The 24,796-nt window shown below is 63.6% G+C and carries 26 protein-coding genes and 3 pseudogenes; 4 read left to right on the forward strand and 25 right to left on the reverse strand.

Annotated features, from left to right (window positions below; genetic code table 11):
- Positions 1-5: 5 nt before the first annotated feature.
- Positions 6-953 (forward strand): AAA domain-containing protein, encoded by a 948-nt coding sequence (locus LH19_RS05285; RefSeq protein WP_054725474.1) that lies wholly within the window; start codon positions 6-8, stop codon positions 951-953.
- 9 nt (positions 954-962) lie between these two features.
- On the opposite strand, the pseudogene LH19_RS05290 reads toward LH19_RS05285, so the two are convergent.
- From LH19_RS05290 to tnpA, 8 genes and pseudogenes are all read right to left on the reverse strand, one after another.
- Positions 963-1,208 (reverse strand): annotated as a pseudogene (locus LH19_RS05290) (transposase domain-containing protein); the annotation flags it as partial.
- 26 nt (positions 1,209-1,234) lie between these two features.
- Positions 1,235-2,851: an IS66 family transposase gene (gene tnpC / locus LH19_RS05295; protein WP_054725480.1), complete on the reverse strand. Its 1,617-nt coding sequence runs from the start codon at positions 2,849-2,851 to the stop codon at positions 1,235-1,237.
- Positions 2,852-2,910: 59 nt separating this feature from the next.
- On the reverse strand, positions 2,911-3,258 hold the full coding sequence (tnpB, locus tag LH19_RS05300) for an IS66 family insertion sequence element accessory protein TnpB (RefSeq protein ID WP_054725483.1): 348 nt from the start codon (positions 3,256-3,258) through the stop codon (positions 2,911-2,913).
- Positions 3,255-3,584 (reverse strand): transposase, encoded by a 330-nt coding sequence (locus LH19_RS05305; RefSeq protein ID WP_054725486.1) that lies wholly within the window; start codon positions 3,582-3,584, stop codon positions 3,255-3,257. Before LH19_RS05305 ends, tnpB (LH19_RS05300) begins: the two co-directional genes overlap by 4 nt.
- A 100-nt stretch (positions 3,585-3,684) precedes the next feature.
- A pseudogene (gene tnpC, locus LH19_RS05310) lies at positions 3,685-4,851 on the reverse strand (IS66 family transposase); the annotation flags it as partial.
- A gap of 3 nt (positions 4,852-4,854) precedes the next feature.
- Positions 4,855-5,004 carry a hypothetical protein gene (locus tag LH19_RS29810; protein WP_407696700.1) on the reverse strand — a complete coding sequence of 50 codons (150 nt, stop codon included), beginning with the start codon at positions 5,002-5,004 and terminating at the stop codon, positions 4,855-4,857.
- Between the two features lie 31 nt (positions 5,005-5,035).
- A complete protein-coding gene (tnpB, locus tag LH19_RS05315; protein WP_054725489.1) occupies positions 5,036-5,392 on the reverse strand; it encodes an IS66 family insertion sequence element accessory protein TnpB in 357 nt (118 codons plus the stop codon).
- Positions 5,389-5,841 carry an IS66-like element accessory protein TnpA gene (gene tnpA, locus LH19_RS29615; protein ID WP_054725492.1) on the reverse strand — a complete coding sequence of 151 codons (453 nt, stop codon included), beginning with the start codon at positions 5,839-5,841 and terminating at the stop codon, positions 5,389-5,391. The genes tnpB (LH19_RS05315) and tnpA overlap by 4 nt, the downstream gene beginning before the upstream one ends.
- A 92-nt stretch (positions 5,842-5,933) precedes the next feature.
- On the opposite strand from tnpA, the pseudogene LH19_RS29815 reads away from it, so the two are divergent.
- The 3 genes and pseudogenes from LH19_RS29815 to LH19_RS05330 form a co-directional block, all read left to right on the forward strand.
- A pseudogene (locus LH19_RS29815) lies at positions 5,934-6,068 on the forward strand (hypothetical protein); the annotation flags it as partial.
- 81 nt (positions 6,069-6,149) lie between these two features.
- Positions 6,150-6,788, forward strand: coding sequence for a C-terminal helicase domain-containing protein (locus tag LH19_RS05325; protein ID WP_337251479.1), 639 nt, complete (start codon positions 6,150-6,152; stop codon positions 6,786-6,788).
- A gap of 56 nt (positions 6,789-6,844) precedes the next feature.
- The gene (locus tag LH19_RS05330) at positions 6,845-7,072 is read left to right on the forward strand and encodes a hypothetical protein (RefSeq protein ID WP_054733046.1); all 228 of its coding nucleotides are present in this window, start codon (positions 6,845-6,847) and stop codon (positions 7,070-7,072) included.
- A gap of 10 nt (positions 7,073-7,082) precedes the next feature.
- Here LH19_RS05330 and LH19_RS05335 read toward each other — a convergent pair whose 3' ends face one another.
- The 17 genes from LH19_RS05335 to traL are packed head-to-tail and all read right to left on the reverse strand — an operon-like array spanning position 7,083 to position 24,796.
- Entirely contained in the window at positions 7,083-9,785 is a 2,703-nt protein-coding gene (locus tag LH19_RS05335; protein ID WP_054725498.1) for a conjugal transfer protein TraG N-terminal domain-containing protein, read from the reverse strand.
- Between the two features lie 33 nt (positions 9,786-9,818).
- The gene (locus LH19_RS05340; protein WP_054725502.1) at positions 9,819-11,255 is read right to left on the reverse strand and encodes a conjugal transfer protein TraH; all 1,437 of its coding nucleotides are present in this window, start codon (positions 11,253-11,255) and stop codon (positions 9,819-9,821) included.
- A 1-nt stretch (position 11,256) separates the two neighbouring features.
- Positions 11,257-12,102, reverse strand: a complete 846-nt coding sequence (locus LH19_RS05345; protein ID WP_054725518.1) for a conjugal transfer protein TraF — start codon at positions 12,100-12,102, stop codon at positions 11,257-11,259.
- Positions 12,083-13,810: a conjugal transfer protein TraN gene (locus LH19_RS05350; RefSeq protein WP_054725520.1), complete on the reverse strand. Its 1,728-nt coding sequence runs from the start codon at positions 13,808-13,810 to the stop codon at positions 12,083-12,085. The genes LH19_RS05345 and LH19_RS05350 overlap by 20 nt, the downstream gene beginning before the upstream one ends.
- Positions 13,807-14,571, reverse strand: coding sequence for a type-F conjugative transfer system pilin assembly protein TrbC (gene trbC / locus LH19_RS05355; protein ID WP_054725523.1), 765 nt, complete (start codon positions 14,569-14,571; stop codon positions 13,807-13,809). Before trbC ends, LH19_RS05350 begins: the two co-directional genes overlap by 4 nt.
- Positions 14,568-15,596, reverse strand: coding sequence for a conjugal transfer pilus assembly protein TraU (gene traU / locus LH19_RS05360; RefSeq protein ID WP_054725526.1), 1,029 nt, complete (start codon positions 15,594-15,596; stop codon positions 14,568-14,570). Before traU ends, trbC begins: the two co-directional genes overlap by 4 nt.
- Positions 15,593-16,240 carry a type-F conjugative transfer system protein TraW gene (gene traW / locus LH19_RS05365; RefSeq protein ID WP_407696701.1) on the reverse strand — a complete coding sequence of 216 codons (648 nt, stop codon included), beginning with the start codon at positions 16,238-16,240 and terminating at the stop codon, positions 15,593-15,595. Before traW ends, traU begins: the two co-directional genes overlap by 4 nt.
- Positions 16,237-16,761, reverse strand: a complete 525-nt coding sequence (locus LH19_RS05370; protein ID WP_054725530.1) for a S26 family signal peptidase — start codon at positions 16,759-16,761, stop codon at positions 16,237-16,239. The genes traW and LH19_RS05370 overlap by 4 nt, the downstream gene beginning before the upstream one ends.
- Positions 16,748-17,155, reverse strand: a complete 408-nt coding sequence (locus LH19_RS05375; RefSeq protein WP_054725533.1) for a type-F conjugative transfer system protein TrbI — start codon at positions 17,153-17,155, stop codon at positions 16,748-16,750. Before LH19_RS05375 ends, LH19_RS05370 begins: the two co-directional genes overlap by 14 nt.
- Positions 17,152-17,544, reverse strand: a complete 393-nt coding sequence (locus LH19_RS05380) for a hypothetical protein (RefSeq protein ID WP_054725535.1) — start codon at positions 17,542-17,544, stop codon at positions 17,152-17,154. The genes LH19_RS05375 and LH19_RS05380 overlap by 4 nt, the downstream gene beginning before the upstream one ends.
- 29 nt (positions 17,545-17,573) lie before the next feature.
- Positions 17,574-20,117 (reverse strand): type IV secretion system protein TraC, encoded by a 2,544-nt coding sequence (gene traC, locus LH19_RS05385; protein WP_054725538.1) that lies wholly within the window; start codon positions 20,115-20,117, stop codon positions 17,574-17,576.
- Positions 20,117-20,929 (reverse strand): conjugal transfer protein TraV, encoded by an 813-nt coding sequence (locus LH19_RS05390; RefSeq protein ID WP_054725541.1) that lies wholly within the window; start codon positions 20,927-20,929, stop codon positions 20,117-20,119. The genes traC and LH19_RS05390 overlap by 1 nt, the downstream gene beginning before the upstream one ends.
- Positions 20,930-20,933: 4 nt before the next feature.
- Positions 20,934-21,836 (reverse strand): DsbC family protein, encoded by a 903-nt coding sequence (locus LH19_RS05395; protein ID WP_054725544.1) that lies wholly within the window; start codon positions 21,834-21,836, stop codon positions 20,934-20,936.
- A complete protein-coding gene (locus LH19_RS05400) occupies positions 21,833-23,173 on the reverse strand; it encodes a TraB/VirB10 family protein (RefSeq protein ID WP_054725547.1) in 1,341 nt (446 codons plus the stop codon). The genes LH19_RS05395 and LH19_RS05400 overlap by 4 nt, the downstream gene beginning before the upstream one ends.
- On the reverse strand, positions 23,166-23,924 hold the full coding sequence (locus tag LH19_RS05405) for a type-F conjugative transfer system secretin TraK (RefSeq protein ID WP_054725550.1): 759 nt from the start codon (positions 23,922-23,924) through the stop codon (positions 23,166-23,168). The genes LH19_RS05400 and LH19_RS05405 overlap by 8 nt, the downstream gene beginning before the upstream one ends.
- On the reverse strand, positions 23,924-24,496 hold the full coding sequence (locus LH19_RS05410) for a type IV conjugative transfer system protein TraE (protein WP_054725553.1): 573 nt from the start codon (positions 24,494-24,496) through the stop codon (positions 23,924-23,926). Before LH19_RS05410 ends, LH19_RS05405 begins: the two co-directional genes overlap by 1 nt.
- 12 nt (positions 24,497-24,508) lie before the next feature.
- On the reverse strand, positions 24,509-24,796 hold the full coding sequence (traL, locus tag LH19_RS05415; protein WP_036527642.1) for a type IV conjugative transfer system protein TraL: 288 nt from the start codon (positions 24,794-24,796) through the stop codon (positions 24,509-24,511).

The following is a 24,796-nucleotide window of genomic DNA, read 5'->3' on the forward strand; positions in this document are numbered from 1 at the left end:
GAGCGATGGCGATAACGCGTACTGCAATCCAAGGGGCATTGGAAGCAGAACGAAGCTTCGTTCAGAAGGGCGGCAGGGTCGAAGTCGCCTCTGCGGATTGGGACGACGGTTACCTTGTTCTGGTCGTCCGGTCGGTCAAAGGGCAGCGCCGGGTTGTCATCGATGAAGCCTTGGAAGGCGTCAGGGCTAAATGGGGCGATGAGCTTGAAGCCGGAGGCATAATCAAGCTCGTCGACACCGATCACGATAGGATCGTGATTCAGATCGCAGCAGGCGGGATGCCATCGGTCGGAAGTCAGATCTGGCTATTCCCTGGAGATTTCCTTGGACCGCTGATCGATATGTGGGCCGGGGAAATGGGCGCGCTTGCAGCCAAACGGCTGCGCCAGACCAAAGAAGACACAGAGCCGCTACAGCCAGTTCTCCCGCTTGGAGATGCCTTTGCCGACCTTCGCGAAAGGCAAGTCATTGCGGTCCAGAACTCGGCTTATCGATGCTCGATCACAATTGGTCCGCCGGGAACTGGTAAGACCTTTACGATTGGCGCGTTGGGCGCTTACCTGCTTAAGAGATTTCCGAAGTCTCGCATACTTCTGTTGGGGCCAACGAATGTCGCTGTGGACACGGCACTGGTTTCCATCGACGATTGGCTTCGGCGCACCGACAAACCGGACATTGCTAAAAAGGCAAAGCGGATCGGTGCCAATTTTGACCCAAGAAAGTTTGTAGATCGGCCGCACTTGCTCGCACCAGGCATCGCCGAAAAGGGCGCAGAATTCCTGCTCCTCGAGGCATCTGAACCGCCCAAGAGCAAGGTCGGTGAGCATATCAGATGGAAAGACAAGTTGAGCGCCCTCCGCAAGGAGCTAGGCGCGGACATTACGACCGTCGCGTCCGAAGCCAGGCTTGTGGCGACTACCGTTTCCTCTGCGATCACGTGGCACGAAACGTAACCGGTGTTTTCAGGCCACGGCGGTCCAGGGCATGAGCTCGGCGATGCTGCTGGCGGGATGACCGTTGGCGAGCCGGCTGAGCGTCTCGGTTAGCCATTGGTGCGGATTGATGGCGTTGAGCTTGCAGCATTCGATGAGAGTGGCGATGACGGCCCAGTTGTCGCCGCCCTCGTCTGAGCCGGCGAAGAGCGCATTCTTGCGATTTAGAGCCAGCGGCCTGATTGATCGCTCGACGGCATTGTTATCGAGGTCGATGGTACGCATTCGTTGAAGGCCGCGGATCAGGCGGCTTGGCGTTGATTTTCCAGTGTTCGCCATTGCCACGGCAGGAGATCAGCCAGTTGGCTTTGCGGGATGTCGGCGATCCGGGTGAGGACGTCGGCAAGCCAGGCCTGCGGATCGATGTCGTTGAGCTTGGCTGTCGTGATCAGACTGAGCATGAATGCGGTACGCTGTCCGCCGCGATCTGAGCCGGCGAAGAGCCACGACTTTCTTCCCAAGGCTATGCCCCTCAGCGCCCGTTCGGCGGCATTGTTCGTGAGGCAGATGCGGCCGTCATCAAGGAAGGCAGTGAACGCCGGCCATGCTTTGAGCATATAATCCATAGCCTCGGCGACATCGCTGTTCTTCGAGAGCCTCGTGCGGTTCTCGCGCATCCATGCCTCCAGATCGATGACCAGCGGGGCGGTGAGTTCCTGCCGAAGGGCAAGACGATCCTGCACGGACCTCCCATTGATGGCGCGTTCGATGTCGAAAATCACATCGATGAGGCGGACGGCCTCCACAGCCAGCGGCGAGATGACCGGCGCCTTCTTGCGGCGCTTCTTGAGCTGGGTGGCGATATCGGCCAGCTCGAAGAAGTAACGGCGTGCATGGCTCCAGCATAGGGCGCGGGCCAACGGCGACGGAACGCGGTCGGTCTGAAACAGCGCGTTATACCCTGCATAAGCGTCAGCCTGGAGGATACCGGTCCAACTCCGTAAATGGGCGACAGGATGCTCACCCCGCCGATCACGGGAATAATGGAAGATCGCTGCTGGCGGCGCTGGCCCGCCGAAAGGCCGGTCGTCCCGCACATAGGTCCAGATCCTGCCCGTATCAGTCTTGGTCTTCGCCAGAACCGGTATCGTCGTGTCGTCGCCATGCAGCCGCTCAGCGGCAAGGACATGGGCTTCGATCAGCAGATAGAGCGGCATGAGCGCGGCGGTGCAGGCGCCGACCTGATCGGCGAGCGTGGAAAGGCTCAACTCTACGCCTTCCCGGGCGTAGCGATCACGCTGGCGATTGATTGGTTGATGCGCACCGAACTTCTCGAACAGGAGCATCGCCAGGAAGTTGGGGCCGAAGAGCCCGCGGGGCGTGACGTAGAACGGCGCTGGCGGCTGAGTGATCTTCTCACACTCCCGGCAGGAGAACTTCTCGCGCACAGTCTGGATCACCTTCCACTGGCGGGGCACGATCTCGAGCGTCTCGGTGATATCCTCGCCCAGCTTGCACAGCCGGTCCGACCCGCAACAAGGGCAGGCCTCAGGCGCGGCGATGACGACACGCTCGCGCGGCAGATGCTCGGGCAAGGGCTTGCGGGCGGGCCGCTTGCGTTCGAACGGCGCGACATTGCTCTTCGCTGCCGCCAGCGCGGCCAACGCCTCGTCCTCGCTGGCAGTGGTCTCGCACTCCTCGAACGTCAGCTCCATCTGGTCGATCAGGTGGCGGGTGCGTTCGGATCGCTGGCCATAAAGGGTACGGCGCATCTTCTCGTTCTGCAGTTGGAGAAGGGCGTTGCGGGCTTCCAGATCGGCGTTGATCGCCTTGATCCGGGCCACTTCAGCGGCAACAGCTTCGGCCGCAGCAAGCCGCTCGCGAAGGTTCTGGATCTCTGCTTGCGCCGCGTTCCCCATGCCCAAAGGCATAGCAGAAAAGCACCGGAATCTCTAGCTTTTTAGGCCATGCAGATCACTTATCCAGCCAATGTCGGCCGCCATGTTGCCTGTGGATTACGCCAGTCGATCGCCTCCAGCATGCAGGCCAGCTGTGAGGCGGAAATGGCAATTACCCCGTCTAAGGCCGATGGCCAGATATACTTCCCGCGCTCCAGACGCTTGGCATAGAGCGACATGCCGATGCCGTCATGCCACAGGATCTTGCACAGGTCGCCGCGGCGACCCCGAAAGACATAAAGATCCCCTGCATGGGGATCGCGCTTGAAGCTCTGCTGGATCTGCAGAGCCAGGGATCGCATGCCCTTCCTCATATCGGTATGCCCGGTCGCGATCCATATCCGGACGCCCGAGGGGACCGGGATCACCGCCGCAGCGACCGCAAGACGGCAGCAGCCAGATCTGGCGGCGTATCAGCAGCAATGCGAACCATGATGTTGCCCAGTTCCACGACAACCGCAGGCCCTGCCGGCGGCGCTGGATCAGGCTGGACCGCCACCGCCGCAAACCCCTGCGCATCACCGAACATCTGCCGCCGCCAGCGATATATCTGGCCGGGCCGTAAATCCGCCTCCCTCGCGATCTCCGCCACGTTCGCACCAGGCTGCGAAACCGCCATCACCAGCGCACGCTTCTGTTCATCAGACCAATAGCGCCGCCGCTCAACGCCCGAAATTATCGTCACCTGACCCATCGCACCGTCTCTAGTACCAGTGCAAACACCAGTGCTTGCACCGGTGCCATCTCCAAATATCAGACGATCACCGCAAGGCGGCACTCACCGAAGGCGTACGGTCGATGCGGCCATCGTCGAGGAAGCGCGTGAGGCCGTCCCAGCGGGTGAGCGTGTACCGGATCGCCTCGCCGAGCTTGCTCTTGGCGCTGACCTGGCGGTTGCGGGCCTCGAGATACTGGCGCAGGTCATCGACGATGACGCGGCTGCGGGCATCGCGAACAGCGCGGCGCTGCTCGGCTGGTGATCCTCGCACCTCTTCTTCGATGGCATAGAGCGCGGCGATGCGGCGTAGGACGTCGGTTGCGACCGGCGAGCTATCGGCCAGCTCGTAAAACTTGCGGCGCGCGTGTGCCCAGCAGAAGGCCAGGCTCACCTTTTGCTGACGACGAGCGAGCGCAACGTAGCCGCCATAGCCGTCGACCTGCAGGATGCCGGCAAAGTCGCCGAGATGAGCGTCGGGCCGCTCTGCCTTGCGATCGGCGGCATAGACATAGGCGACCATCGGCGGATCACTGCCGCCCCAAGGACGATCGTCGCGAGCGTAGGCCCAGAGCTGGCCGGTCTTGGTCCGGCCTCGCCCTGGGTCGAGCACCGGCGCGGTTGTCTCGTCGGCGAAGAGCCTTGTCGACCGCCTTAGTCGTTCCAGGATGTGGTCGCGCAAGGGGCGCAGATACCATGCCGCTCGGCCGACCCAGTCGGCGAGCGTCGAACGGTCGAGCGCAATGCCCTGCCGAGCGTAGATCTGGGCTTGCCGGTAGAGCGGCAAGTGATCGGCGTACTTGGACACCAGCACCTGGGCGATCAGCGCCTCGGTCGGAATGCCGCCCTCGACGATCCTGGCCGGCGCAGGCGCTTGCACGACTGCGCTCTCGCACGCGCGGCAGCCATAGCGTGGCCGTCGGGTGACCAGCACCCGGAATGTGGTCGGGACGACATCGAGCCGTTCGGACACATCCTCGCCGATCTGGTGGAGTGCACCGCCGCAGCAGGGACACGCCGTGTTCTCGACGTCGACCACCTGCTCGATGCGCTCGAGATGCGCCGGCAACGATCCGCGGTTGGTCTTGCGCGGTCGGTCGCCACGAGCAGGGCGGGTCTTCGCTTCGCTCTCGGCCTCGGCAATGGCACGCGCGGTCTCGACATCCTCGAGCCCCAGCTGGAGCTGATCGGGATCGAGCTGCTCGGACCGGGCGCCGAAGCGATGGCGCATGAAAGTGTCGATGATCGCCTAAAGCCGCTCGATCTCTGCTTCGGCCTCGCCCTTTGCATGCACCAGCTCGGCGGCCGCGGCCCGTTCATCGGCCAACATCCGGGACTGCTCCAGCACTAGCGCGCGGAGCGCATCCATATCCTCGGGAAGGTCGGCTTCCATGAGCATGGAGGTACTGAATCAGCGGTAGAAAGCTCCGTCAACCGGCAATCTGCGGCGCTATCGGCCGACGTCCACCATGCACGCGCCGCCAGTCGAGACCCTCGAGCAAAGCCCCGAGTTGCGCGGCCGTCAGGCGCATCACGCCGTCCTGGATGCCTGGCCACTTGAAGCCACCCTGCTCGAGCTTCTTGGCCATGAGGCACAGGCCCGTCCCATCCCACCAGACCAGCTTGATCCGGTCAGCTCGCTTCGCCCGAAAGACGTAGATCACGCCGGAAAAAGGATCGCCGCCGTACTCGGCACCCACCAGCGCCGCCAGCGCATCGGGCCCCTTGCGGAAATCGACCGGCCGTGTGGCCACCATCACGCGCGCGCCAGCGCCGGGTCCGATCATCGCGTCGCCCTGAGCGCATCGATTACGGCGGTAATCATGCCCGCATCGGCATCGTGGCCGATCTTCACCGATACGCCGTCGATCTCCAGCTCGATCGCGGCACCCTTTGCGCGGCGCTGGCGGCGGGCACGACGCGCAGGAGCGGGTTCCGGCATCGTGCTCGGCTCGATGACAGCAGGCACAAACGCCGGCGCTTCCGGCTCTGCTGAGGGCGGGACTACGCCCTCGACATCGAGCCGCTTCAGCAAATCCCGCCGCCACGCGTACACCTGCGAAGGAGCAAGCCCATGCCGGCGCGCCACGGCACTGATCCCCTCTCGCCCCGAATAGCACTCTGCGACAATCGAAGCCTTCACTTCGGGCGGCCACTCCCGTCGCTTGCCCGCGCCCGTGAACACCTCGAACCGCTGCGCGCCCCTGCTCACAGGATCATCACCCGAGACTATCATAGTAGCAGCGCACTCCCGCCCAATAAGGGCGCGCAGACTCCGCGCTACAACTCAGGCCCGCAAGGTGGGATCACGACGGCGCTTACCACGAAACCCTGCGCGCGGCAGGCCCTTGGCATTTTGTGATCTGCGACGAGGCCAGTCAGGTGATTGGACCAGCCGCCCTCATGGTCCCGGCAATGGGGCAGCAGACCATATTTGCCGGTGATCCATGTCAGCTCTCGCCGATCGTTCAAAGCACTGGGGCGGGCGAAAAGGCCCTTCTTGGGAAAACGGCATTCGATCTGTTCGCCCATGTTCCAATGACCATGCTGAACGAGCAGTCTCGAATGGCAGTTGGAATCTGCCAGGCTGTAAGCACAACATTTTATGACGGCGAACTCAAGGTATGTCGAAAGGCGCTGGCTGATCCCGAGTGGAAGAAGCAGCGCAGCCCCTTTTTCGTAGATGGACGCGAGATCCCGCGAGTTTGCTTCGATCAAGTCTCCGAGCCAGCAACGTATTCGCAAAGCTATGGTGGCTTCATTCGTTTTCAGTCGGCCAAGCTCATCGAAACCATTATCGATAATCTCGCTGGCTCGTATGTCGATGCGGAGGACATTATGGTTCTGACGCCTTTTCGAGCTCAACGAACGCTGATCCGTAATTTCCTTAGGCGACGGCATTCCGAAATTTCAGTCAGTACTGTCCACCGAGCACAAGGAAGCGAGCGGACCCTCGTGATCTTTGATCCGGTGGATGGAACATCAAATTTTTTGCAAGGCCGCGATGGCGAAAGGCTCATCAATGTGGCGATTTCTCGTGCGAAAGCACACGTAATCGTGCCCTTCGTTCGGGACGACCTCAACAACCCTGCTTTAGGATTGCTACACAAAATCGCGAGCAAATCCTTTCAGACTGCTGGCAAATTCGCCCGTCCATTCACGTTCTCGTCACTTGCAAATTGACCGCCGATCTTGTTATGTTCTCATCCGGATTCTTTCAAACATTGGAATGTAAGGCCATGGAAAATCGCAAGCCTGAAATGCCGAACCTCGATGGGGTTGATGCGGCATCGCCTTGGTCAGGCTTTGCGGAAGTTAGCGAAGCTATCCGTGACAATCGTCTGATGGAGTATCGGATCAAGAAGTCATGGGCCGACCCATGGGGGCGAAAGCTGACGATAATTGGCGTCATCGTTATTGGCGCAGTTTTCGCGTTTCTAGCTGGAGCCTCCTTCGGCCTGTGGTGACCGTTGCAGGTCACCACTCCTTCACGTCATCCGCTGCTTCTGCACTGGCACCTTGGGCTCCCTTGGTGATCGCGTCCAGGCGCCCCCTAGAGCCGGTAATCTTCTGGCGACCGGTCGCCTGAGCCCTTTGCACCTCTTCTTGGAGACCGCCGGCACCGACCCGTGGTACCGACCCGGAAGCTCCGCCACCGGTTTGTGCTCGGCCGCGCACCGATCCCGCGCCAGAGACCGCTGGACGGGATACGGGCAACCCGGGGGCGAGTACGAGGCGATCGTCGATTCCGTCGCGAAGCTGCTCGGCATAACTTTCGATGAACTTTGCCTGCAATGCCTGGCCTTCCGGACTGAGCTGGAAAGTGACGTCGTCGAACCGCGCATTGCCGTAGAAATCGCGGTTGCTTTCAATCTCGGCGAGACCCCATTCTCGGTAGGCTTGGGACAGATTGAGGCTGCCTGCAGCGCTGTTGCCCTCGAAGAAGGATGCCTGGCTTTCGAGGCGATTGGCAAGCTCCTCGGCCCGGCGAGCCTCGATTGTGAAGCTCTGCGCTTCCGTCAGAGATGCGTTCATGCCGCTCGCGGTGCTCGAGATCGACGAGCTTGATGAGGTACTGACTGAGCGAACGAACCCATCGCGGGTGCTCGACCAATTGCGGCTATCAGACATCTGGGACAGGCTCCCAAAGATCCGGGAACGGTCTTCGGACGCGATGCCGATGTCGCTGTCTGTCCATGTGCGTGTCCCGCCGCCCTTTGCTCCGATGCTTCCAGACAGCACGCCATTTGAAATTCCGGCCTTTGCCCCGGCCTCACCGCCGAGGAACCAGGCAGTAGAGATGTCATCGGCCGCTCTGCGCGACAGCCCGAATTGCCGCTGCAGACTGGTCGATGCCTGGTCGACCTCGCTGAATGCCGTCTGGATGCTGTCGGAGTTCGAGGTACCGGTCGCGCTCTCGAAGGATGCGCCTCGGCTGAACTGGTCCCTGAGCTCGCGGAACCTCGTGACAGCGCTGGTCGTCGATTCCGTGGCGACATTGGCATAGGTCTCGCTGTTGGCGCGCGCCTGCGACGCCATCGTCGAAAGGCGCGCCGTGAATTCCTGGCCCAGCGTCGGCGTGAAGGGATAGCTGGAGGTCGGGATCTGGTCGTAGCTGCCATCCGGGAAGCTCGTGGTCATCGAGCCGGTGTCGCTGAATGTCCGCATCTGCGGCGCGCCGTAGGTGAAGCTTGGGGCAATCGTGCCTTGGGCGAACTGACGTGTGAGGACACTCGAGTTTTCGAAGCTGGTATTGCCGAGCGACACGTTGCCGGTGCTCGCCTCTCGGGCCGCCTCTTCCGCCGCGTTCTGGCTCGGGTTGAGGTAGCTCGTCGCGTGGTGCGAGATCGCCATGGCGCCCTTGGCCACACCGCCTGCCAGGAACGGGACCGAGGCGATGAGGTAGCCTGCCAGCAGGCCAATGTCGCTGTTGACGTCAGCCATGCCGGTAAAGCTTGCAAGGCTGAGGCCGTCGCTGCCCGTGACCGCGCTCATGTCAGCCGCGCCTTTGTACATCAGCATCATGTGGAGGATCACGAACAGCGGTCCCCAGGCCGCCAGATAGAAGAAGCCCGTCACATAGCCCTTGAGTGCGATCGGCCCCGTCTTGGGAAGCAGGAACAGCGGGAACAGCACCGGGAAGAGGGCGTAGAACAGCACGGTCAGCACGATGTTCAGGAGCGGGACCCACTTCATCGCGTTGCTCGCGATCGAACCATAAGTCCGCTCGGTCTGGATGTCGGCGCGGGTCTGGGCGTAGACGTCGACATTGCCCGCGCCGCTGCTGCCGGACATCGAGTGCATGGCCTGGCTCATCGCATTGATCGTCAGCGTCTGCTTGAAGATCTCGGTCGCGTTGGCCGAGACCCCGGTCAGGTACTGATAGGCCACCGGCAGATCGGCAAAGAGCTTGGCCTTGGCAAGCGCGGCTGTCTGGTTAGGGTAGAGCTGACGGCCAAACACCGAGCCCATCGCATCGACCAGTCCGGCCCACTGCGCATTGAGTGTGTCGTAGGCCTCGCGGCAGGTGACAATGTTCGAGCTCACCTGGCCGGAGGTCGCATCGCGGGTCAGTAACCGTTGGGCCCGGGCCTGGCTGCCCGGGGCTATCGTCGCCCAGATATCGCCTGTCTCCGCCAGCTCCTTCATCGAGTAGCGGCCGAGCAGGACGTCGTAGAACACGCATTGCCGGAAATGCTCGTCTAGATTGGCGGCGAACTCGGGATCGGAAATCCGCAAGGACCGGGTCGCATCGTAGAGCCGCGCGCCGTAGATCATGCCGTTCTTCGAATAGTTGAGATCGCCCGGCAGGCCGAACACCACCTCGGCCGAGCCCGTGAGATAGTCGCCGACCTGGCTGGTAAAGCTCGCCATGAGTGCCAGGCCCAGTGGCACATTGCTGACATTGGCAGGCGCAAGGCTGGGGTTGAGCCGGTCGGTCACATGGACGTCGAGCCGGGGCACCATCAGGCAGGAGTAGATGAGCGTCGCGCCCAGGAACCAGTTGATCCAGGCGCGCCAGTCCTGATTGAATGCGAGGGTCAGGGCGGAAAGGCCAAGGCCCATCACCATGACCACCTGAAGCAGGCTCTTGTAGCCGCCGTTGCCGGTCCAGGCGGCGACTGCCTGGAAGACGTTGACCAGATAGTCCCCGCCGCCGACCGTAAAAATCTCGACCATGTCTATTGTACCGCCTGTATGTGGTTGCGCCGGTCAGTGGGTGAGGGCGCGGCTCTGGACGCCGCGCGACCAGTCGAGCGATGCGGCCATTCCGGGTGACATCGAGGCGGCCAGGACGTTCTCGATGAACGCCGTCTTCTCGATGATCTGCAGCACCGCATTGACCTTGAGATGCGTGTTGGCCTGCCGGTCGGCGAGTGCCTGACGCACGACATTGACCTGGTTCTGCCACATCGCGATCTTCGCTTCGTCGGCCCCGATGAAGCTCGACATCGATCGGCCGGCCTCGCTGACGATGCGGTCGAGCACGGCAAACAGCAGATCGACACTGGCGATCTCGGCCAGGGTCTCGCGGTCGTCGGTCGGCATGCCGCGGCCATAGGCCGCCTGGACGGTCAGAATCTTGTAGAGCGGGATGGAGGCGACCTGCAGCAGTTCCTTCTGCTCTTCGGTGATCGCGGTGTCGTCGCGGATTGCCTGAACCATCCCACCAATGAGCGCTGCTACGCGGGGCCGCAGGGCTTTCGATGCCGGCAGGCTCAGCGACTTGAAGCCCGGATCGAGGCACTTCTCCGTCTCGTCGCAGTCGAAGATCAGAACATTACCATTGGTGGTTCCATCGAGCAGCGAGGTGACGAGCGTCGACGAGGCTTCGCCGACGATCGGCACGAACTTGCCCGGCTCATTGTCCTTGGGCGGCACGTAGATAATCGTGCCCAGCAGCGTCATCGCATATTCGGCGAGCTCCTCGTCGAACTGGCCGCCGGGCGAGAAGAACGCCGACTTCTTGAGGATCGTCCAGGTGTAGTTTCGCGGCACACCCGGATTGACGTCGTCGTACTTGCCCGACCCCTGTGCGGTCGTGCTCGAACGCTGCCCCTTGGTGCCGCAGCCGTGCTTGGCTGCGGCATAGTCGGTGAAGATGCCTTCGGAGTTGCCGATGGCTTCGCAAACAGCCTTGTCGGCAAGGTCGCCCTTCGGCCAGATCCCGCCCACCAACCCTTGAGCCATCTCGCAGGAGTTGATGTTGAGGTTGTTCATGAGCTGAGCCTTCTGGCTGAACTCCTGCATGATCTTCGAGCACTCCGGGCAGACCGTGTCGATCGCGAGGCTGAAGGCAAAGCCGACCGCATTGTTGGCGACCGCCTTCAGCATTGCCACGATCTCGCTCGCGTTGATGAAGCTAAACGACCCAGCGAAGATGTCGATACCGCCGCACCCGGCGCGGGCGCGCGGTAACTGCAGGTTGGCGATGTTGGTCGTCTTCTGGGGAAAGCGCGTCCAGACATTGCCGAGGCTGTAATAACCGGCCGATTGTCCTTGGAACGCGGTCGGCCCGTTGACGTTGGCTGCGCCCCCGACATCGTTCAGAAACGAGTCCATTGAACTGCCGACGTCCGCCGATGCGCCGGATAGCGGGATGGTGAGGGGAAGGGTGGCTGCAAGGATCGCAGCGATGACTCTTTTCATCCTAGTAGTCACGTCCAGCTTCCTTCGATGTGAGGAGGTAAATCCGGTCCTGAAGCTCGTCGGCGCTCATGACGCCGTAGCCGATCGGAATGGGGCGGCCGGTCAGGGCGTCCCAGAGCACGACCGCTGGCGTGATTTTGGGCTCCAAGCCCATGCGGCTGCGCTGGTTGGTCTCGACCGTGTAGTTCGGGAAATGACGCGATGGACCGCCATCGGTCGAAATCGCCCGCACCGCGATGTGCCAGGTCGAGGCAACGCTCTGCACGATCGGCGACATGACCTCGCAGGCACCGCAGCTCTGGGCGAAGAAGTAGAAGAGACCGTAACGCTCGGAGAGCTCGGCCATTGCCGCGTTCCGCTCCGCGCTGCGCGCATCCTGCCACTGGCGCTTGCCAAGCGTCGAGACCGGACGCTGCAGCGTGTAGTCGAGTTCGGGATCCTGCCAGATGGCCCGCTGCCAGACGTCGCTGAAGAGCGACGCCCGGTCGAGCTGGGCGCGCTGGAACCGGATGTAGGCCGTCACATTGGCAGGCGTGGGCTCGAGGATCGCCTTGGCCTTGAGCTCCCGCAAGGTCGCCGTGATTGCGTCAAGCTGGCTCGTGGCGCTCGCCGCCGGCGCGGGTGCCTGCTGTTCCGGCGGCTTGGGCCGGTTGCAGTAGAACCAGTACCCAAGCCGGCGCTCCTCGCAGTAGAAGCTGTCCTGCTGCTCGTTCGTCTCGGCGCGTGGCGGCGCATCGGTTTGGGTGGTGGTCGTCTGCGCGGTCGCGGGCGAAAGGAAACAAGCGGCATTGGAAATCGCGCAGGCGGCAAGCAGCCGCCACGCGGCCTTACTGGCGTGCGCGGGCATAGTAGTCCTCGATCTTCTGTTGGATGTCCTGGGTGGCCTGCAGTTCGTCAGGCAAACGGGCGGCGTCGGTGAACTCGGCATAGACTTCGCTGAAGTCCATCCGACTGAGGTCGAGCTGGGCGAACTCGTCGATGGTGAAGCCCTGGCATTGTTCGGTCTTGGGCTTGCCCCAAGGCTTGTTCAGCTGCTGGCGGCCCTGCTCCTGCAGGATCCGCGAGAGCTTGGACTCGAAGCAGCAGTAGACTTTCTTCTTGGTCAGGCAGACGCCAAGGAAACTGTCCGAGCAATAGGTGCCGACATAGGAGCACAGGCCCTGCGCATCGCGCTGGTGGAGCAGCATCTCCTCGCGGCTGCAGCCCAGCGCGACGAGCAGCTGGATGCCGGGGATGAGCGGGAAGCCCTTGCCCTTGCAGCAGTTGAGCACACCGAAGACCTTGGACGAGCAGGTGTTGCGCGTGCCCTTGAACAAGGTGAGCGTGTCGGGATCGAACTCACGCCGGGCCTGCGCCATCGCATTGAGCGCGACAGCGGCATCCTTGAACTCGTCGTTGGCCTCGCGCTCGATGGTCTCGCAGGAGCCATCGATGCAGTAGACGTCGCCGTCGCAGATGAACTGGTTCGTGCTCGCGGGCTGGTCCGGGACCGGGCAATCATAGACCCGCTCCCAGGTGCGGCAGGGCTCGCCAGCGAGACAGTCTTCGCGCACCAGCTTGCAGCCCGGGGTGGCTTCAAGCGTCTGGCAGTCCTGAGCCTCGGTGAACTGTGCGCAGCTGTAACTGCGGCTCCAGGCCCAGCAGGGCTGCGTCACGGCGATGCCATCGACCATGCGGGTCACCGGATCGCTGTCGGTGCACGTCTCGGTGTCCTGCTGGCACGAACTGTCGGCTGCGAGGCCGGCGCACTGGCTTTCGTCGCGCGTGGTCGTGACGACGTTCTCGCCCGTCACCGTATAGGGCGTGGCGCCATCGACCGGCGCGGTGCAACTGACGAGATCAACCCTGAGATCGCCGGAGTTGCAGCCCCAGTAGATCCCGAAATAGGGATCGCACAGGTTGATGGGATAGGACTGCGTGACCGTGCATTGCGGCGCGGGGTAGCGGTTGCAGTTGTAGACCGAAACCGGGTCGACCCCGCTGCCGCCAACGCAATAGTAGCCGTAGACCTGACGCTGCTCGACCCGCGCGGTCAATGTCACGGGGCAGGTCCGGGTTTCTTGGGTTGCCGTGTAACCGACATTGCAGGTCGCCATGTAGCGCGCCGCAGTTCCGCTGGCCGGCGGCAAGGGCACGCAGCGCCCTTGCGTGCCGCCGATGGCCATCCCGCTCGTATAGGCGAGCGGATCATCGCTGATTACATTACTGCGCGCGATCGTCGCATCGAGATCCTGAGCGGCAAACCGGGCCCGCCGGTCCATCGAGTCCCGCATGGCCTTGTAGCCGGTGTTGGTCGTGGCCTGGCTTGCCGCTTCGCGGCTCATCCGGTCGGGATCGTCGAAATAGCCCGACTGGCTTGGCACACCGCTGAAATTGGGGATCCGACTGGCATCAGGGTTTGTCGTCGCCGCGCTTTGCGCCGAGGTCGCCTTGTCTCGCCCGAAAGCCTTGCCGTCCCCCTTGGCGGCATCGGTTGTGGTCTGGGCGTGAAGCGGCCCGGTCAGGGTGAGCAGGAGCGCACAAAGGCCGGCGACAGGGAGGGATAGCCGTTTCATGGAACCTGCCTTTCAAAACGGGCAAGGTGCTGGGCTGCGAGCAAAGCGCCAGGGCCGCCGCCGCGCGCGAAGGTCTCAAGCGCGTAGGCTGCGCTGACATTGCCGCTCATCCGGTCGTGGGGCGGGACCTGCGTCCGACAATCGAAACCATCGCAGAGGTCGAAGTCGCTGCTGGTGACGACGTAGGTCGGCACGGTCTCGATCCCGAAAGCACGGAAGAGCCGCGGGTCGATACCGACGCCGTCCAGCTGCTCGCCGGGCTTTGCGACTTTTGCCAATGCGTCCGTCAGAGCCTTGGCGCTGTTGCCAGGCAAACCGCGCAGGGCGACGATGCCGCCGGCCTTGGCCACGTCGTCGATCATCGTGCGTAGCGCTGCTGGCGGCATCGAGAGCGAAGCAAAGGCGATGAACCTCGGCGCTTCGCCTATGCCATCACTGGTCATGGTGCCGGCGTCGGCCACCATCCTGTCAAAATCGAAGGTGCTGGCCGCATCGGGCTTCGCGTTTGCGGCGGCCTCGCGAGTGTAGCGGCGGCCATGCGCCTCACCCTCGTCGGCGCTTGTTCTGGCTTCCCGTGCGAGAGCTTCGGCTCTGGCGCGAGCGTTGGCGGATAGGGTTTCGGCATCGTTGGCCCCGGCGCTGGCTCGTGCCCGGATGGCCGCCAGATCAAGGTCTGGCTCGGCTGTCTGTGCGGACGCGCCAGCCAGCGCGGCAAGGCTCGAAAGCGAGGCGACTACAAGGAGATGAGGAAGATTTTTCATAGCGCGCAGCAGTTCCGCTTGCGCCAGACCAGATAGCCCATGTCCTCGCCAATGGCGGGATAGACCTGGCCTGCCGACATGAAGGTGGTGGAGGCACCAATGGGCGCGCAGGCGTAGCGGCCCTTGGTCTGCGGATTGGGATTGGTGGCCTGGAAGCGGTACTGCTGTTTGCGCATCACCGGCATCAGGTACTTGCCGCAAAGCCCCTTGCTGCCCATCGTCCCCCAGGCGACGAGTTCGCGGTGGAGCTTGTAGGAGAAGCGGGCGAGCGCGAGCCTCGAGGCCTGGACATGTCCAATGGTCGCCGAGACATTGCCGTTGAGCGGATACATCGTACCCTGACAGCCCGCGCACCAAAACAGTTCGTCGGTCGGCAGCTTGGCCGTTGCCGCCACGCAGTCGGCCGCACAAGCCGCAAGCGCCAGCGGATTGGCGAACAGGACCGCCTCGGGGTTGATGATCGCGGTGAGTTCGCTGTCCTGCCAGAGCGGATCGATCTCGGTGATGTAGAGAATGTCGATCGAGCCGGATTCGAGGCACAGGAAATCGGCAACGATCTCCATCCAGTAGATCAGCGGATAGGCATACCAGTGGACATGCCACTGCGAATTGTACTGGGTATTGCCGCCAACCGCAGATGGCCCCGCCATCGACTTGAAGCCGATGTCGAAGCCTGGATCGAGCTTCATCCCGCCAAGATTGACGAAGCACCACGGCTTCATGCTGACATCGGCAAGCCGGACCGGTTCCCAGAACCCCATCGCAATCCCGGGCCGGAGCCCGCACAGGCACACCGGCAGAGCGGGATTGTTGGTGTCGGACCGGCTTGACGGCCAGATCTTCAGGCCCCCGATCGAGATCGGAAACAGGCAAGACCAGCAGATGTCCGTGATCGGATTGACGAACTTGCCCGTGCAGCGGCCCGGACCGGCCGCAGCCTGGGCCGGAGCGCTGGAGATGGTGCTCAGGCTGGTCAGCAGAAGTGCTCCGCAAAGCCATGACAAGAGGCGATGTTTCCTGCTCATGATGGCGCACGCTCCTTAGGGATGACCGGCTGCTCGGTGATGAGGAGCGCGCGGCCCTGCTGCTCGACGGTTGCCGGCACCGCGCGAATGCCGAAGCGCTTCACCAGCGTGCCGCCCTGGTCGAAGTAGAAGCGCCGCTGGCGGGCTTTCATGAGTTCGAGCGGCGCGCCCCGCACGAGGATGAGCTTGGCCTTTGTGCTGGCATAGCGACGGGTGGCCCAGGCGAGCTGGGCCGGGTCGTCGCCATCGAGGAAGACGAGCGGAGCCCGCAGCGGCACGGTATCCAGAGGATTGACCCGCGTGCCTGCGGCAATGATGAGCCGGCCCTTATCGTCAGCTATGTCGCGCTCGACGGTGATCGTCGGATCGAAACGCCAGCTGCGTATTGCCGAGGCGAGGGAGATGCCCGCGACAGGCTCAGGCCGGTTGACCCGGGCGATCGTGCGCCGCTTCAGCTCCTCATTGAGACGGGCGGTCTCGCCGGTCTTCTCGAGCTGCGTGAGCCTGGCATGGATTTGCTGGAGCAGGTCCGGTTCGATGACTGGCCAGACCGTGCCGTGCTGACCGTAATCGCGCGCCGATGCTTGGGATGCAATGGCGAGGCCAAGCGCAGTGGCGCATATGGGGAAGGTGAGCAGCCTCACAGGATCGGCCTCCCGACCCCGAGAATGCGTGGCCCGCAGATCCAACCGATCGCGGCATAGCGGCTGTCGAAACCATCTTTGTGTTCGCTGGTGACGAAGTAGCAGCCTTGCGGAACGCGCCCCGTCGGCCCGAGTGCCAGCGGTTCACCGAGGCGGCTTGTAAGCTTGGCCTTGGCGACAGCCTGCCCGTTGACGAAGTAGGTACGGTTTTGCTCCGTGACGATGTCGCCCGGCACACCGCTCACCCGCTTGCCGAACGGCTTCGGCTTTGCCCCGAAATGCTTGACGAGCAGGGGCGAAGCGGGCGAATCGAAAAGGATGATGTCCCCGCGGTGCACGGCCGCCCCGCGCGTCACCCAGAGGGCCCAGTAGGGCAGGCTGGGGCTCACGTTGATCATCAGCGCATGGCCCTGCGCGAAGGCGGCGAGCGAGGAGAGCGCCAGCGCTCCGGCGCCAAGCCCGCCCCAGAGCGCGAGACGGCGCGCGGGCGCAGAGCGGAACAGGCGATCAGCGGGCTGCATCGGGAATGGCTCCCATCCGGCGCACAACATCAGCGCGCACAGATTGCGTCAGGTCCGGCGTGCTGCCGGCGACCACCGCTTCGGCAACGAGGACCGTCCGGCCTTCGCGCCCGAGCTGCTGCACCGAGGCTTCCACGGCCTTGAGGTAGGCCTGGACGCGCATCCTGGTTTCTTCCGGAGGTCGGCCGGCACGCGCTTCGGCCTCGATGAAATCGCCCATGATCCGGCTCAGCTGGACCGTAACGACCTCGCGCTTCTCGACGGCGAGCAGCTTGTCGGTCGCCCAGACGCCCCACAGGACCTGACCGATCATGCCGACGCCGACAGCGACAGCGGTGAGATTGATCGATGCGAGCCGCCCGCGGATTTTCGATGTTGCCAGAATGTTCTTCACAGCTTTTCTCCCGAGAGTTCGCGGTCGAGATCACGGATGAAGCGCGGCATGCGTGCCATCACGATCAGCGTCGCGAGAGCGACAGCAACGAACTTGAATTCGCCGAGGAACGTCACGCGCCGCTCAAGCTCGGCCCCCAGGAAGCGGTCTGCGAGATTGGCGACATGGGCGAAGAAGGCATCGGGATTTCCGCCCGACAGAAGGAGGAAGAAGAGCAGCGGCAGGCCCAGCGCCATCAGATAGGACGAGCCCAGAAACAGACTACCGCGCAGCACGATGTAGCAGCCATCGGCCATGCGCGAGCGAATGGTCGGCGCTGGCTGCATGACGAACTGTTCGTCTTCGGGCGCATCCGTCCGGTCGAACGGGGTGACGAGGTGGAGAGGCATGAAGTTCGGAATCCTTTGGTGAAGAGGTGTCAGCGGTTGGTGAAGGCGATGCGCTCGATGGCATCGGCGAGCTGGTGGCCGCGCGCGATCTCGGCATCGATGGCGGCGAAGGTCTGGGGCGAACTCGAGAACAGCGTTGCCGAGTAGTCGTCGAGCACGAGCCGTCCGATCGCCTCGGTCTCCGGCCCCTTGATGAACACCTCGGAATAGTCGCTCCCGGAGCGCTTGAGGCTGCGGATCAGCGTCTCGGTGCGATCGTCCATATCGAGGCGCTTGCTCGCCTTGAAATCGGCGATCGTCTCCGGCTTCTGCTGCAGGATCAGCATCCAGTCGCTGTTCTCAAGCGCTGCCGTCGCCCCGTCGGACTTGTAGTAGTCGTTGAGCGACTGGGTGGCGGTCGCAAGCGCGCCGCCATACTTGCGGCAGGTGCGGGCATAGGTTTCGACGAATTCACCCATCGATCCGCCCTTCAGCATCGACCAGGCTTCATCGATCAGCAGGAGTTTGCGCAGCGACCGTGGGCTGCGTGTCATCGCCTGGCTGGTCATGAACATGATCGCGGAGAGCACCACGCTGCGTAGATCCTCCCGGCTCGCGAGGTCGGACATCTCGAAGACCGTGAAATCCGCATCGAGGTCGAGACTGGCCTGGCCTTCGAAGAAGGCGCCGTAGGTTCCGCCAGCCATGTAGGGGGCAAGCGCGGTCGCGATATCGGCGGCGGTGTCATGCCCGAGACTGGCCAGCATCTCGCCGACGGTGGTGACCGTGGCCGCCACGCCATGTTCCGTCCAGACGAGGTTGACCGCCCGGTCGATCAGCCCGCGCTCGGTATCGGTCAGCTTCGCGCTGTGGCGGGCCATTTGCCCGACGATCGCCTTGATCATCCCGAAGCAGTCGAGGCGATAATCCTCGTCTTCGGCGGCGCGGGTTCCGTCGATCATCGAGAAGGGGTTGAGGCAGAAGCCCGCTTTCATCGTGAACTCGACAAAGCGGCCGCCCTGCAGCTTGACCGAGTGCTCGAAGCTGCGGCCATCGTCGATCACGACCACCTGCGCGCCGGCGCCGCGCAGGGCTGCGCACATCTCCTGGAGCAGCACCGACTTGCCCGATCCCGACTTGCCGCAAATCGCGACGTTGTGATTGCCCGCTTCGTTCTCGAACGGCGACCAGAAGAACGGCTGGCCGCGCCGACCGACGAACAGCAGGTGAGGGTGGGCGCTGCCGAGATACTCGCCCTGCATGGGCGCGATATTGGCTGCAGTGGTCGACAGGACGGTCTTGAACCGCTTCAGCCGCTCCATGTCGGCACCGAGCCCGTCGGCTAGCGTCAGCGGCATCGCCGCGAGAAGCCCCTGGATCTGCAGATAACGCTCGTCGGTGAGATCCCAGCCCGCCGCCTTATAGATCGACTTGATCGCGCGTTCGTGACGGTCGCCCTGGCCCAGCGGCGAATAGGTCGTCACGCCGTAGAACACCCGCACGAGGCGGCGGCCTTCCTGGAGTTCGGCCTGAACATGTTGCCACTCGGCGGCCTGTTCGCCGATCCGGGGCAGGAACCGGGCGCTGCGGGTTCCGGCGAGGCTGGTAGTCCGCATGAACTTGAAGCCGGCCTTGGCCGATGCCGCCTCCTGGTCAGGATAGACAAGGCAGAGCATGGTGGCGGCCGGGCAGGGGAAGCGCAGCTTGTCGGTGAACAGGTCGCCGATCAGCCGTGCGCATTCCCACGGGGCCCAGCGCGACGGCATGTTGCGGACGGCAAAGTGCCGCACATCAAAAGCGTCGGGGTAGACGGTTCCAATCTCCGGCACACCGTCATTGACCTTGCCGGTGGGACGGAACCGCTCGGTCACCAGGCGCATGCGGTCTTCTGCCACGACCAGTTCAATGTCGTGGCGGATCGCCTGTGAGGCGATCGGATCGTTGGGGTTATAGGGCACCGCATCGTCCTGCGGCGCGGTGGTGGGCGAAGTCAGATCGTCGATGACGGCGATCAGCGCTTCGGGACCGACTTCGACCACGCCGAGGTTGAGCGACTTGAGCATCGCCATCAGCCCCTCGCGGGTCTGCTTGAGATCCTCATTGCTGACCGACTTGGACGTCGGCACACCGACCGAGACGATGACCTGGTGGTGACGGGCGTGGAACGGCGCGTCCGCAGAGCCGGACTCCCAGACGAGCGAATAGAGCCGCCGCGCGCGGTGACGGGCAATCGCCTCGTACACGCCGCCTTGCATGTACCGTGGCGCAAACCACGGGGCGACGATCCGGCTGATGCGGGGGCTGGCAAGATGGAGCACCTGAAGGCACGCGCCAGCTGGCAGACCCTCCGAAAAGAACTGCCCAAGGATTTCCCCTGTGCGCTCGTCGGCTCCGATCAGCGGCGTGACCGAGAGGACAAAGCCTTTCGAGCGTGCGTTGAAGTACAGCCGGGTCGCTGGATCATAGACTCGGTAGGGCAGCCAGTCGGAGAGCATGTCGACCATCAGCTGGGGACGGGCCTTCTCGGCGTGCTCGGCATCCCCCAGCAATCCGCTGAGCAACCGATCAATGACGGACTTGAGTTGCTCGGCCATCACTTGGGTTCCTTCGATTGTAAGGTGCTGGCCATCGGCTGTTCGCCGGTTCTGACTGCGGGGCGGATCGCGGCTTTCGCGGCTTCAATCGCCGCTGCGCTGGGGAACTCGGGAGCGCTTTGCCCCGCCGCAGGCCGAGGGGTCCGATCACGCAGGGGAGGCGACGTGTCGAACCCCTCGACCGCCGGTGCTTTGGCACCGGCAACGGCCTCGCGCGCCGTGGAGGGGAGGACCAGCGGCGAGGCATCCGAAGTTTCATTGAGCGAATTGGGGGCTTCTGCGGCCATGGGTTGGACGGCCCTGGTTTCGGCAGTGCCGGCAGACGAGAAGGGCGACGCAAGATCGACGGTAGCATCAGAGTGTCCGTCGGCGGCTTCGTGTGCCGACGCAGCTTGAGCGGCCTTCAGCTGCCGGCGGACCTGGCGCATCACGGATCCGCTCTTGTCCTCGCCCGCCTTGCGGCGCAGTTCGGTTGCCCAGCGCGGGTTATCGATGACCGTCCAGGCGATCGCTTCATCATGGAGCGTTCCGGCCTCATCGACATGCGCTGGAAAGACGACCCGCAGGGTCCGCTCCGCTGTACGGGTGGTGTCCGCATCCACGACGCCCGACCGGGGGCGTGTCTCGGCATGAGGCGTCGTGCCCGACGACAGATTGTTCGTCGCCTTGGCATCGATGACGTGGGCCGGTGCGCAATCGCCCTTGGGCGCCCGGCAGGTGAAGTCGCCTTCGACATTGGTGCCGAACGTGGCGCAGCCACTGGCGAAGCCGGCCAGACAGACGCAGGTGAGGAGACTTGTCGGAAACCGCATGGGTTTATCCTTTCGGAGCTGGGGTGGGGGCAGCGCGCAGGAATTCCCGGAGCACTGCGGCAGGGCGGTAGCCTTCGAGAACGGCGCCATCGGCGGGGCGCACGATCACGGGTGTGCCGCCGAAGCCGTGAGCCCGCGCGAACTCCTCATTGGCATCGAGGCCGCTCGTGTCGCAGGGTTTGGGATTGGCGAGCGCGAGGCCCGAATAGGCCATGTGGAGGGCGACTTCGGGTCGCGGCGAGCACAGCACCCGTTCCGCATCGCGGCGGCTTTCGGCCCCGAAAATCGAGATCGGCCGTTCTTCGACCCGCGCGCCGATCGCCTTCAGTTCGGTTTCAAGTTTCTTGCAGTAGCCGCAGTGGAAGTCCGAAAAGACGACGACGCGTGGACCATTGGCAGGCCCCCAGGTGATCGCGCCGTTCGGAGGAAGTTTACCGAGCGGAACATGGCGCGGTGCCGCGTTCCGGGCTGATGCCCCGGATGGGCTTGGGCCGCCTTCTGCTTGCGCTTCGGGATTGCTGCGCCGCGCAGCGCCTGCCGCCAGCAGATCCGGATTGAGGGCGAGCAGCCGCGCAGCCGTCAGATCCTGACGGGCTTCCATGTCGTAGACCCGGCCGATCACCAGATACTTCGCAGCCCGGTCGACATAGAAGAGCGTCGATTTGGATGCGACTTCGCACAAGCCCCCAAGGCCCTTGCAGTTGATCGCGTCGATCGGCGTCTTGGGCAGGCGCAGCTTGAGTGCCTCATGCACCTTCGCCGTGTCCGGAGCAGCGGCAGGGGCTGCAAGGCTTGCCACACCCCATCCGGTCGCGGCCGACAAGGCAATGATTGCTGCCACCCCGGCGGCGGGACGCAACCAGAGCCGCCGACGGTTATCCTGCTCGAGGAGATTGTTTTCGATCATTGGGAGTTCCTCACGTAGACGCCGTCGAGGAACACGATCTCAACATCGATGCCGGTCGGCATCTCGACGACGGGTTGGTACTGTTCGGCGCGCTCGATCAGGTATTTGCTGACCGTGTCGGCGGCATCGGCGGCGCCCTGGCCAAGCCCGCCACCGAGGATGTCGCCGGCGGACAGCTTTGAGCGGCTGCCATCGGGGTTGGTCGTGACACCGGAGAACACGCTGTTGGCGTTGGCGGAGAAGCCACGCCCGAACCCACCGACGATCCCGGCGAGCAATGCCTGGCTGACGAGGCTGCCTTCGCGGCTCACAACGCGACCGCGCACCCCGGACTTGCCTGCAAAGCTGATGAAGCCCTTGACGTCGCTCACCGCGACCCGGCCACCGGGCTGATCGCAGGTCATGCGAGCGAGCTTCACATAGACCTTCTCGCTGCTGAGGTCGCCGCGCGCCGCGCCGTTCACAACGCAGCCCTGGATCCGGGTGGTCAGAACCTTCCCGTTCTGCATCACGGATCTGGCAGGCCCTGTGATCCTCAGCACCACGGGCAGCGGATCGGTCTGGCTGGCGACACCCGCCGAGGCATCGACGCCGACGATCACCCGGGCCGGCGCGTAGGAATTGGGTGGCAGGTAATCAGGCGAGTCCTCGACAACGACCGGGGGCGCGTCGGGGCGGCCCACCCTGAGACCGCTGCTTGCCGCCTTGTCGGAGCTGAAGCTCATAAGCTTCACTTCGCCAGGCGAAGGGATCATGCCGCCCTGCGGATCGCCGCTTGCGGAAACAGCACTGGGCTGAGGCGAACGTCCCCGCGCGTCATAACCGCCTGCCTGCGGCCCATAGGCCGGTGGCGGTACAGCGGGTGCCGTCGTCGCTGGCTGAGCGGCAAGCCGCGTCTTCAGCTCAGCATTCTCAGCAGAGATCGCATCGATCGCAGCCTGCCCATCGACACGCATGGCCTGGTTTTCGGCCTTGAGAGCGGCAAGCTGTGCCTCAATTTCCGTCCGCGGGATGCTCCCATCCTTCAGCGCCTTTTGTTCGCGCGTGACCGCATCGAGCCGGTTGCCATAGGTCGCGACGAATTCACGTTGGGACAGATCGCGGTTGACCAGACCTGCCGTGTCGATCGTCTGCGCCGCATTGGGATCGTCGGTCTTGGCCTTGTCGTCACCGCCAAGGATGAACCAGCTTCCGCCGAGCAGCGCGAGCGCTCCCAGCGAGCCCAAAAGCAGCTTCTGACGGCGCGCAGTGCGGGCGTTGAGCCCGGAAAGTTCGGATGGCGCCGCGCTCTCGGCCTGGAGAGGGCCCGTGCCGTTCGCATTGACTGCATCAGTCATGGCCGGTCTCCGCGTTTGCGCCGACAACAAAGGCGGTTGTGCTGGCCCCGGGTTCGAGCTTTGGCTCGGCAATCGAGACGGCGAGGGTGTCGCGGGGCGCGAGATCGCGCTCGGCAAGCGTCACGGGCTTCGATCCGCGATTATGGATGCGAACAACTTTCCCGGTGAGGCTGGCGCCGCGATAATCAGCGATGAGCTGAACCTCGAGATCGCCGACCCTTGCGGGCATGGCGGTCGACTGGCGGACCTCGTAGCCAGCGACAGTGCGGTCGTTGGCCATGGCCTGGATGAGCCTTACGGCGCTTGTCTCGATCGGGGTCTGGCTCTCCCAGTCCGCCGCTTGGGTTTTCGCGATGGCGGGGTTGGTGATGAAGACCTGGGTCGCCGGAATTTGCTCAACCCGGCACGCGACCTTGTAGACGAAGCCCTTCTTCGTGGTGGCGAAGAAGCTGATTGCCCGGGCGGCGTAGGTTTCCGGCACCGACACGTAAATATCGCCGCGCACCGGCTCGTTGGTGACCGCAAAGTCGTTGTAGGGCGTGCCGGTCGAGATCTTCGAGACGCTGGCGAACTGATCGTCGATCAGCGCAAAGCGGGTCAATTCCCGCGCCGAGACGCTGCACTCAATTCCGGCGCCGTCGGCCGCTTGCTTGAACTGGTCGGCGGCATGAGCGGGGGACGTTGCTGCTATGAGCAGAGCGGCCGCGCTCAGAAGTAGACCCCGTGTATGGGCCCCTTTTAGGTAAGCCATCACTGGGCCTCCTTCGATTTGTCCTGTGGGGGTAGCTGGGCGAACCCTGCCAGCGCCAGGCGCAGGCCGCGGTAGGTCCAGCTGAAGCGGAAGCGGCGCTCGTCACTCGCAATCACCTGCGCGCCCACGAAGGTCTTGAGAGTTCCGGTCACATCCGATGTCAGAGCCTTGGGATCGACGCTCATCGACCGGATCACGAATGCCTGGGTAACGTCCGAGCCGCGCTGTTCCTCGACAATCCGCACGAGCTCAGCTTTCAGCCGCCCATAGCTTGGGGGATCCGCCAGCTTCAGGATCTCGTTCATCCAGTAATCGAGGCCCTCCGGGCTGCGATTGAGGAGAACAAGGGCGGCATCGCGAGTGACAAGCTCGAGATAGTCGGCCTCGACCCCGGCGCTGCTCACCGTGAGTTGCTTGGGAACGGTCGGCACCAGCACGACCTCGCGGTCGCGGGTGGCGGCAAGGCTCCCTGCCACGACCAGTGCGAGGCCGAGACCGGCGCTGGTGAGCGCGAACAGGTTCCGCTGGCGCAGCAGCGATTGCTGACGTTCGTGGGATATGTCGGAAAACATGAGTTTCTCCCCTCAACCGGCAAGCAGTCGGCAGTGGGAAGGCGGCGTTGCCTTGAGACCCAAAAATCCTGCAGGCAGATACCAATATGCGGCATGGGCTACCCAGGAGCTGGCGCGTCCTGCTTTTGCCTTTCGCAGTGCGAACCAGGCGCCGAAGGCGACGATGATGCCGATGAAGATATGCTGAGTGAGGATCCCCCAGGTGAAGGGGGCAAGCATTCCCGCGAACTCGTCGATGGTCCAGAAGCCGATCAGCTCCGGGTCATCGAGGCGCCGGGGAATGATGAAAGGGTCTGCCAT

The sequence above is a fragment of the Sphingopyxis macrogoltabida genome, assembly GCF_001314325.1.
Lineage (GTDB): Bacteria > Pseudomonadota > Alphaproteobacteria > Sphingomonadales > Sphingomonadaceae > Sphingopyxis > Sphingopyxis macrogoltabida.

Excerpts from the sequence above, each read along its gene's own strand:
- LH19_RS05285 (WP_054725474.1), top strand. The coding sequence starts at position 6 with ATGGCGATAACGCGTACTGCAATCCAAGGGGCATTGGAAGCAGAACGA.
- tnpC (WP_054725480.1), bottom strand. The coding sequence starts at position 2,851 with ATGGGGAACGCGGCGCAAGCAGAGATCCAGAACCTTCGCGAGCGGCTT.
- LH19_RS05305 (WP_054725486.1), bottom strand. The coding sequence starts at position 3,584 with ATGGGTCAGGTGACGATAATTTCGGGCGTTGAGCGGCGGCGCTATTGG.
- LH19_RS29810 (WP_407696700.1), bottom strand. The coding sequence starts at position 5,004 with ATGCTCATGGAAGCCGACCTTCCCGAGGATATGGATGCGCTCCGCGCG.
- tnpB (WP_054725489.1), bottom strand. The coding sequence starts at position 5,392 with ATGATCGGACCCGGCGCTGGCGCGCGCGTGATGGTGGCCACACGGCCG.
- tnpA (WP_054725492.1), bottom strand. The coding sequence starts at position 5,841 with ATGATAGTCTCGGGTGATGATCCTGTGAGCAGGGGCGCGCAGCGGTTC.
- LH19_RS05325 (WP_337251479.1), top strand. The coding sequence starts at position 6,150 with ATGCTGAACGAGCAGTCTCGAATGGCAGTTGGAATCTGCCAGGCTGTA.
- LH19_RS05330 (WP_054733046.1), top strand. The coding sequence starts at position 6,845 with ATGGAAAATCGCAAGCCTGAAATGCCGAACCTCGATGGGGTTGATGCG.
- LH19_RS05335 (WP_054725498.1), bottom strand. The coding sequence starts at position 9,785 with ATGGTCGAGATTTTTACGGTCGGCGGCGGGGACTATCTGGTCAACGTC.
- LH19_RS05340 (WP_054725502.1), bottom strand. The coding sequence starts at position 11,255 with ATGAAAAGAGTCATCGCTGCGATCCTTGCAGCCACCCTTCCCCTCACC.
- LH19_RS05345 (WP_054725518.1), bottom strand. The coding sequence starts at position 12,102 with ATGCCCGCGCACGCCAGTAAGGCCGCGTGGCGGCTGCTTGCCGCCTGC.
- LH19_RS05350 (WP_054725520.1), bottom strand. The coding sequence starts at position 13,810 with ATGAAACGGCTATCCCTCCCTGTCGCCGGCCTTTGTGCGCTCCTGCTC.
- trbC (WP_054725523.1), bottom strand. The coding sequence starts at position 14,571 with ATGAAAAATCTTCCTCATCTCCTTGTAGTCGCCTCGCTTTCGAGCCTT.
- traU (WP_054725526.1), bottom strand. The coding sequence starts at position 15,596 with ATGAGCAGGAAACATCGCCTCTTGTCATGGCTTTGCGGAGCACTTCTG.
- LH19_RS05370 (WP_054725530.1), bottom strand. The coding sequence starts at position 16,761 with ATGCAGCCCGCTGATCGCCTGTTCCGCTCTGCGCCCGCGCGCCGTCTC.
- LH19_RS05380 (WP_054725535.1), bottom strand. The coding sequence starts at position 17,544 with ATGCCTCTCCACCTCGTCACCCCGTTCGACCGGACGGATGCGCCCGAA.
- traC (WP_054725538.1), bottom strand. The coding sequence starts at position 20,117 with ATGGCCGAGCAACTCAAGTCCGTCATTGATCGGTTGCTCAGCGGATTG.
- LH19_RS05390 (WP_054725541.1), bottom strand. The coding sequence starts at position 20,929 with ATGCGGTTTCCGACAAGTCTCCTCACCTGCGTCTGTCTGGCCGGCTTC.
- LH19_RS05395 (WP_054725544.1), bottom strand. The coding sequence starts at position 21,836 with ATGATCGAAAACAATCTCCTCGAGCAGGATAACCGTCGGCGGCTCTGG.
- LH19_RS05400 (WP_054725547.1), bottom strand. The coding sequence starts at position 23,173 with ATGACTGATGCAGTCAATGCGAACGGCACGGGCCCTCTCCAGGCCGAG.
- LH19_RS05405 (WP_054725550.1), bottom strand. The coding sequence starts at position 23,924 with ATGGCTTACCTAAAAGGGGCCCATACACGGGGTCTACTTCTGAGCGCG.
- LH19_RS05410 (WP_054725553.1), bottom strand. The coding sequence starts at position 24,496 with ATGTTTTCCGACATATCCCACGAACGTCAGCAATCGCTGCTGCGCCAG.
- traL (WP_036527642.1), bottom strand. The coding sequence starts at position 24,796 with ATGGCAGACCCTTTCATCATTCCCCGGCGCCTCGATGACCCGGAGCTG.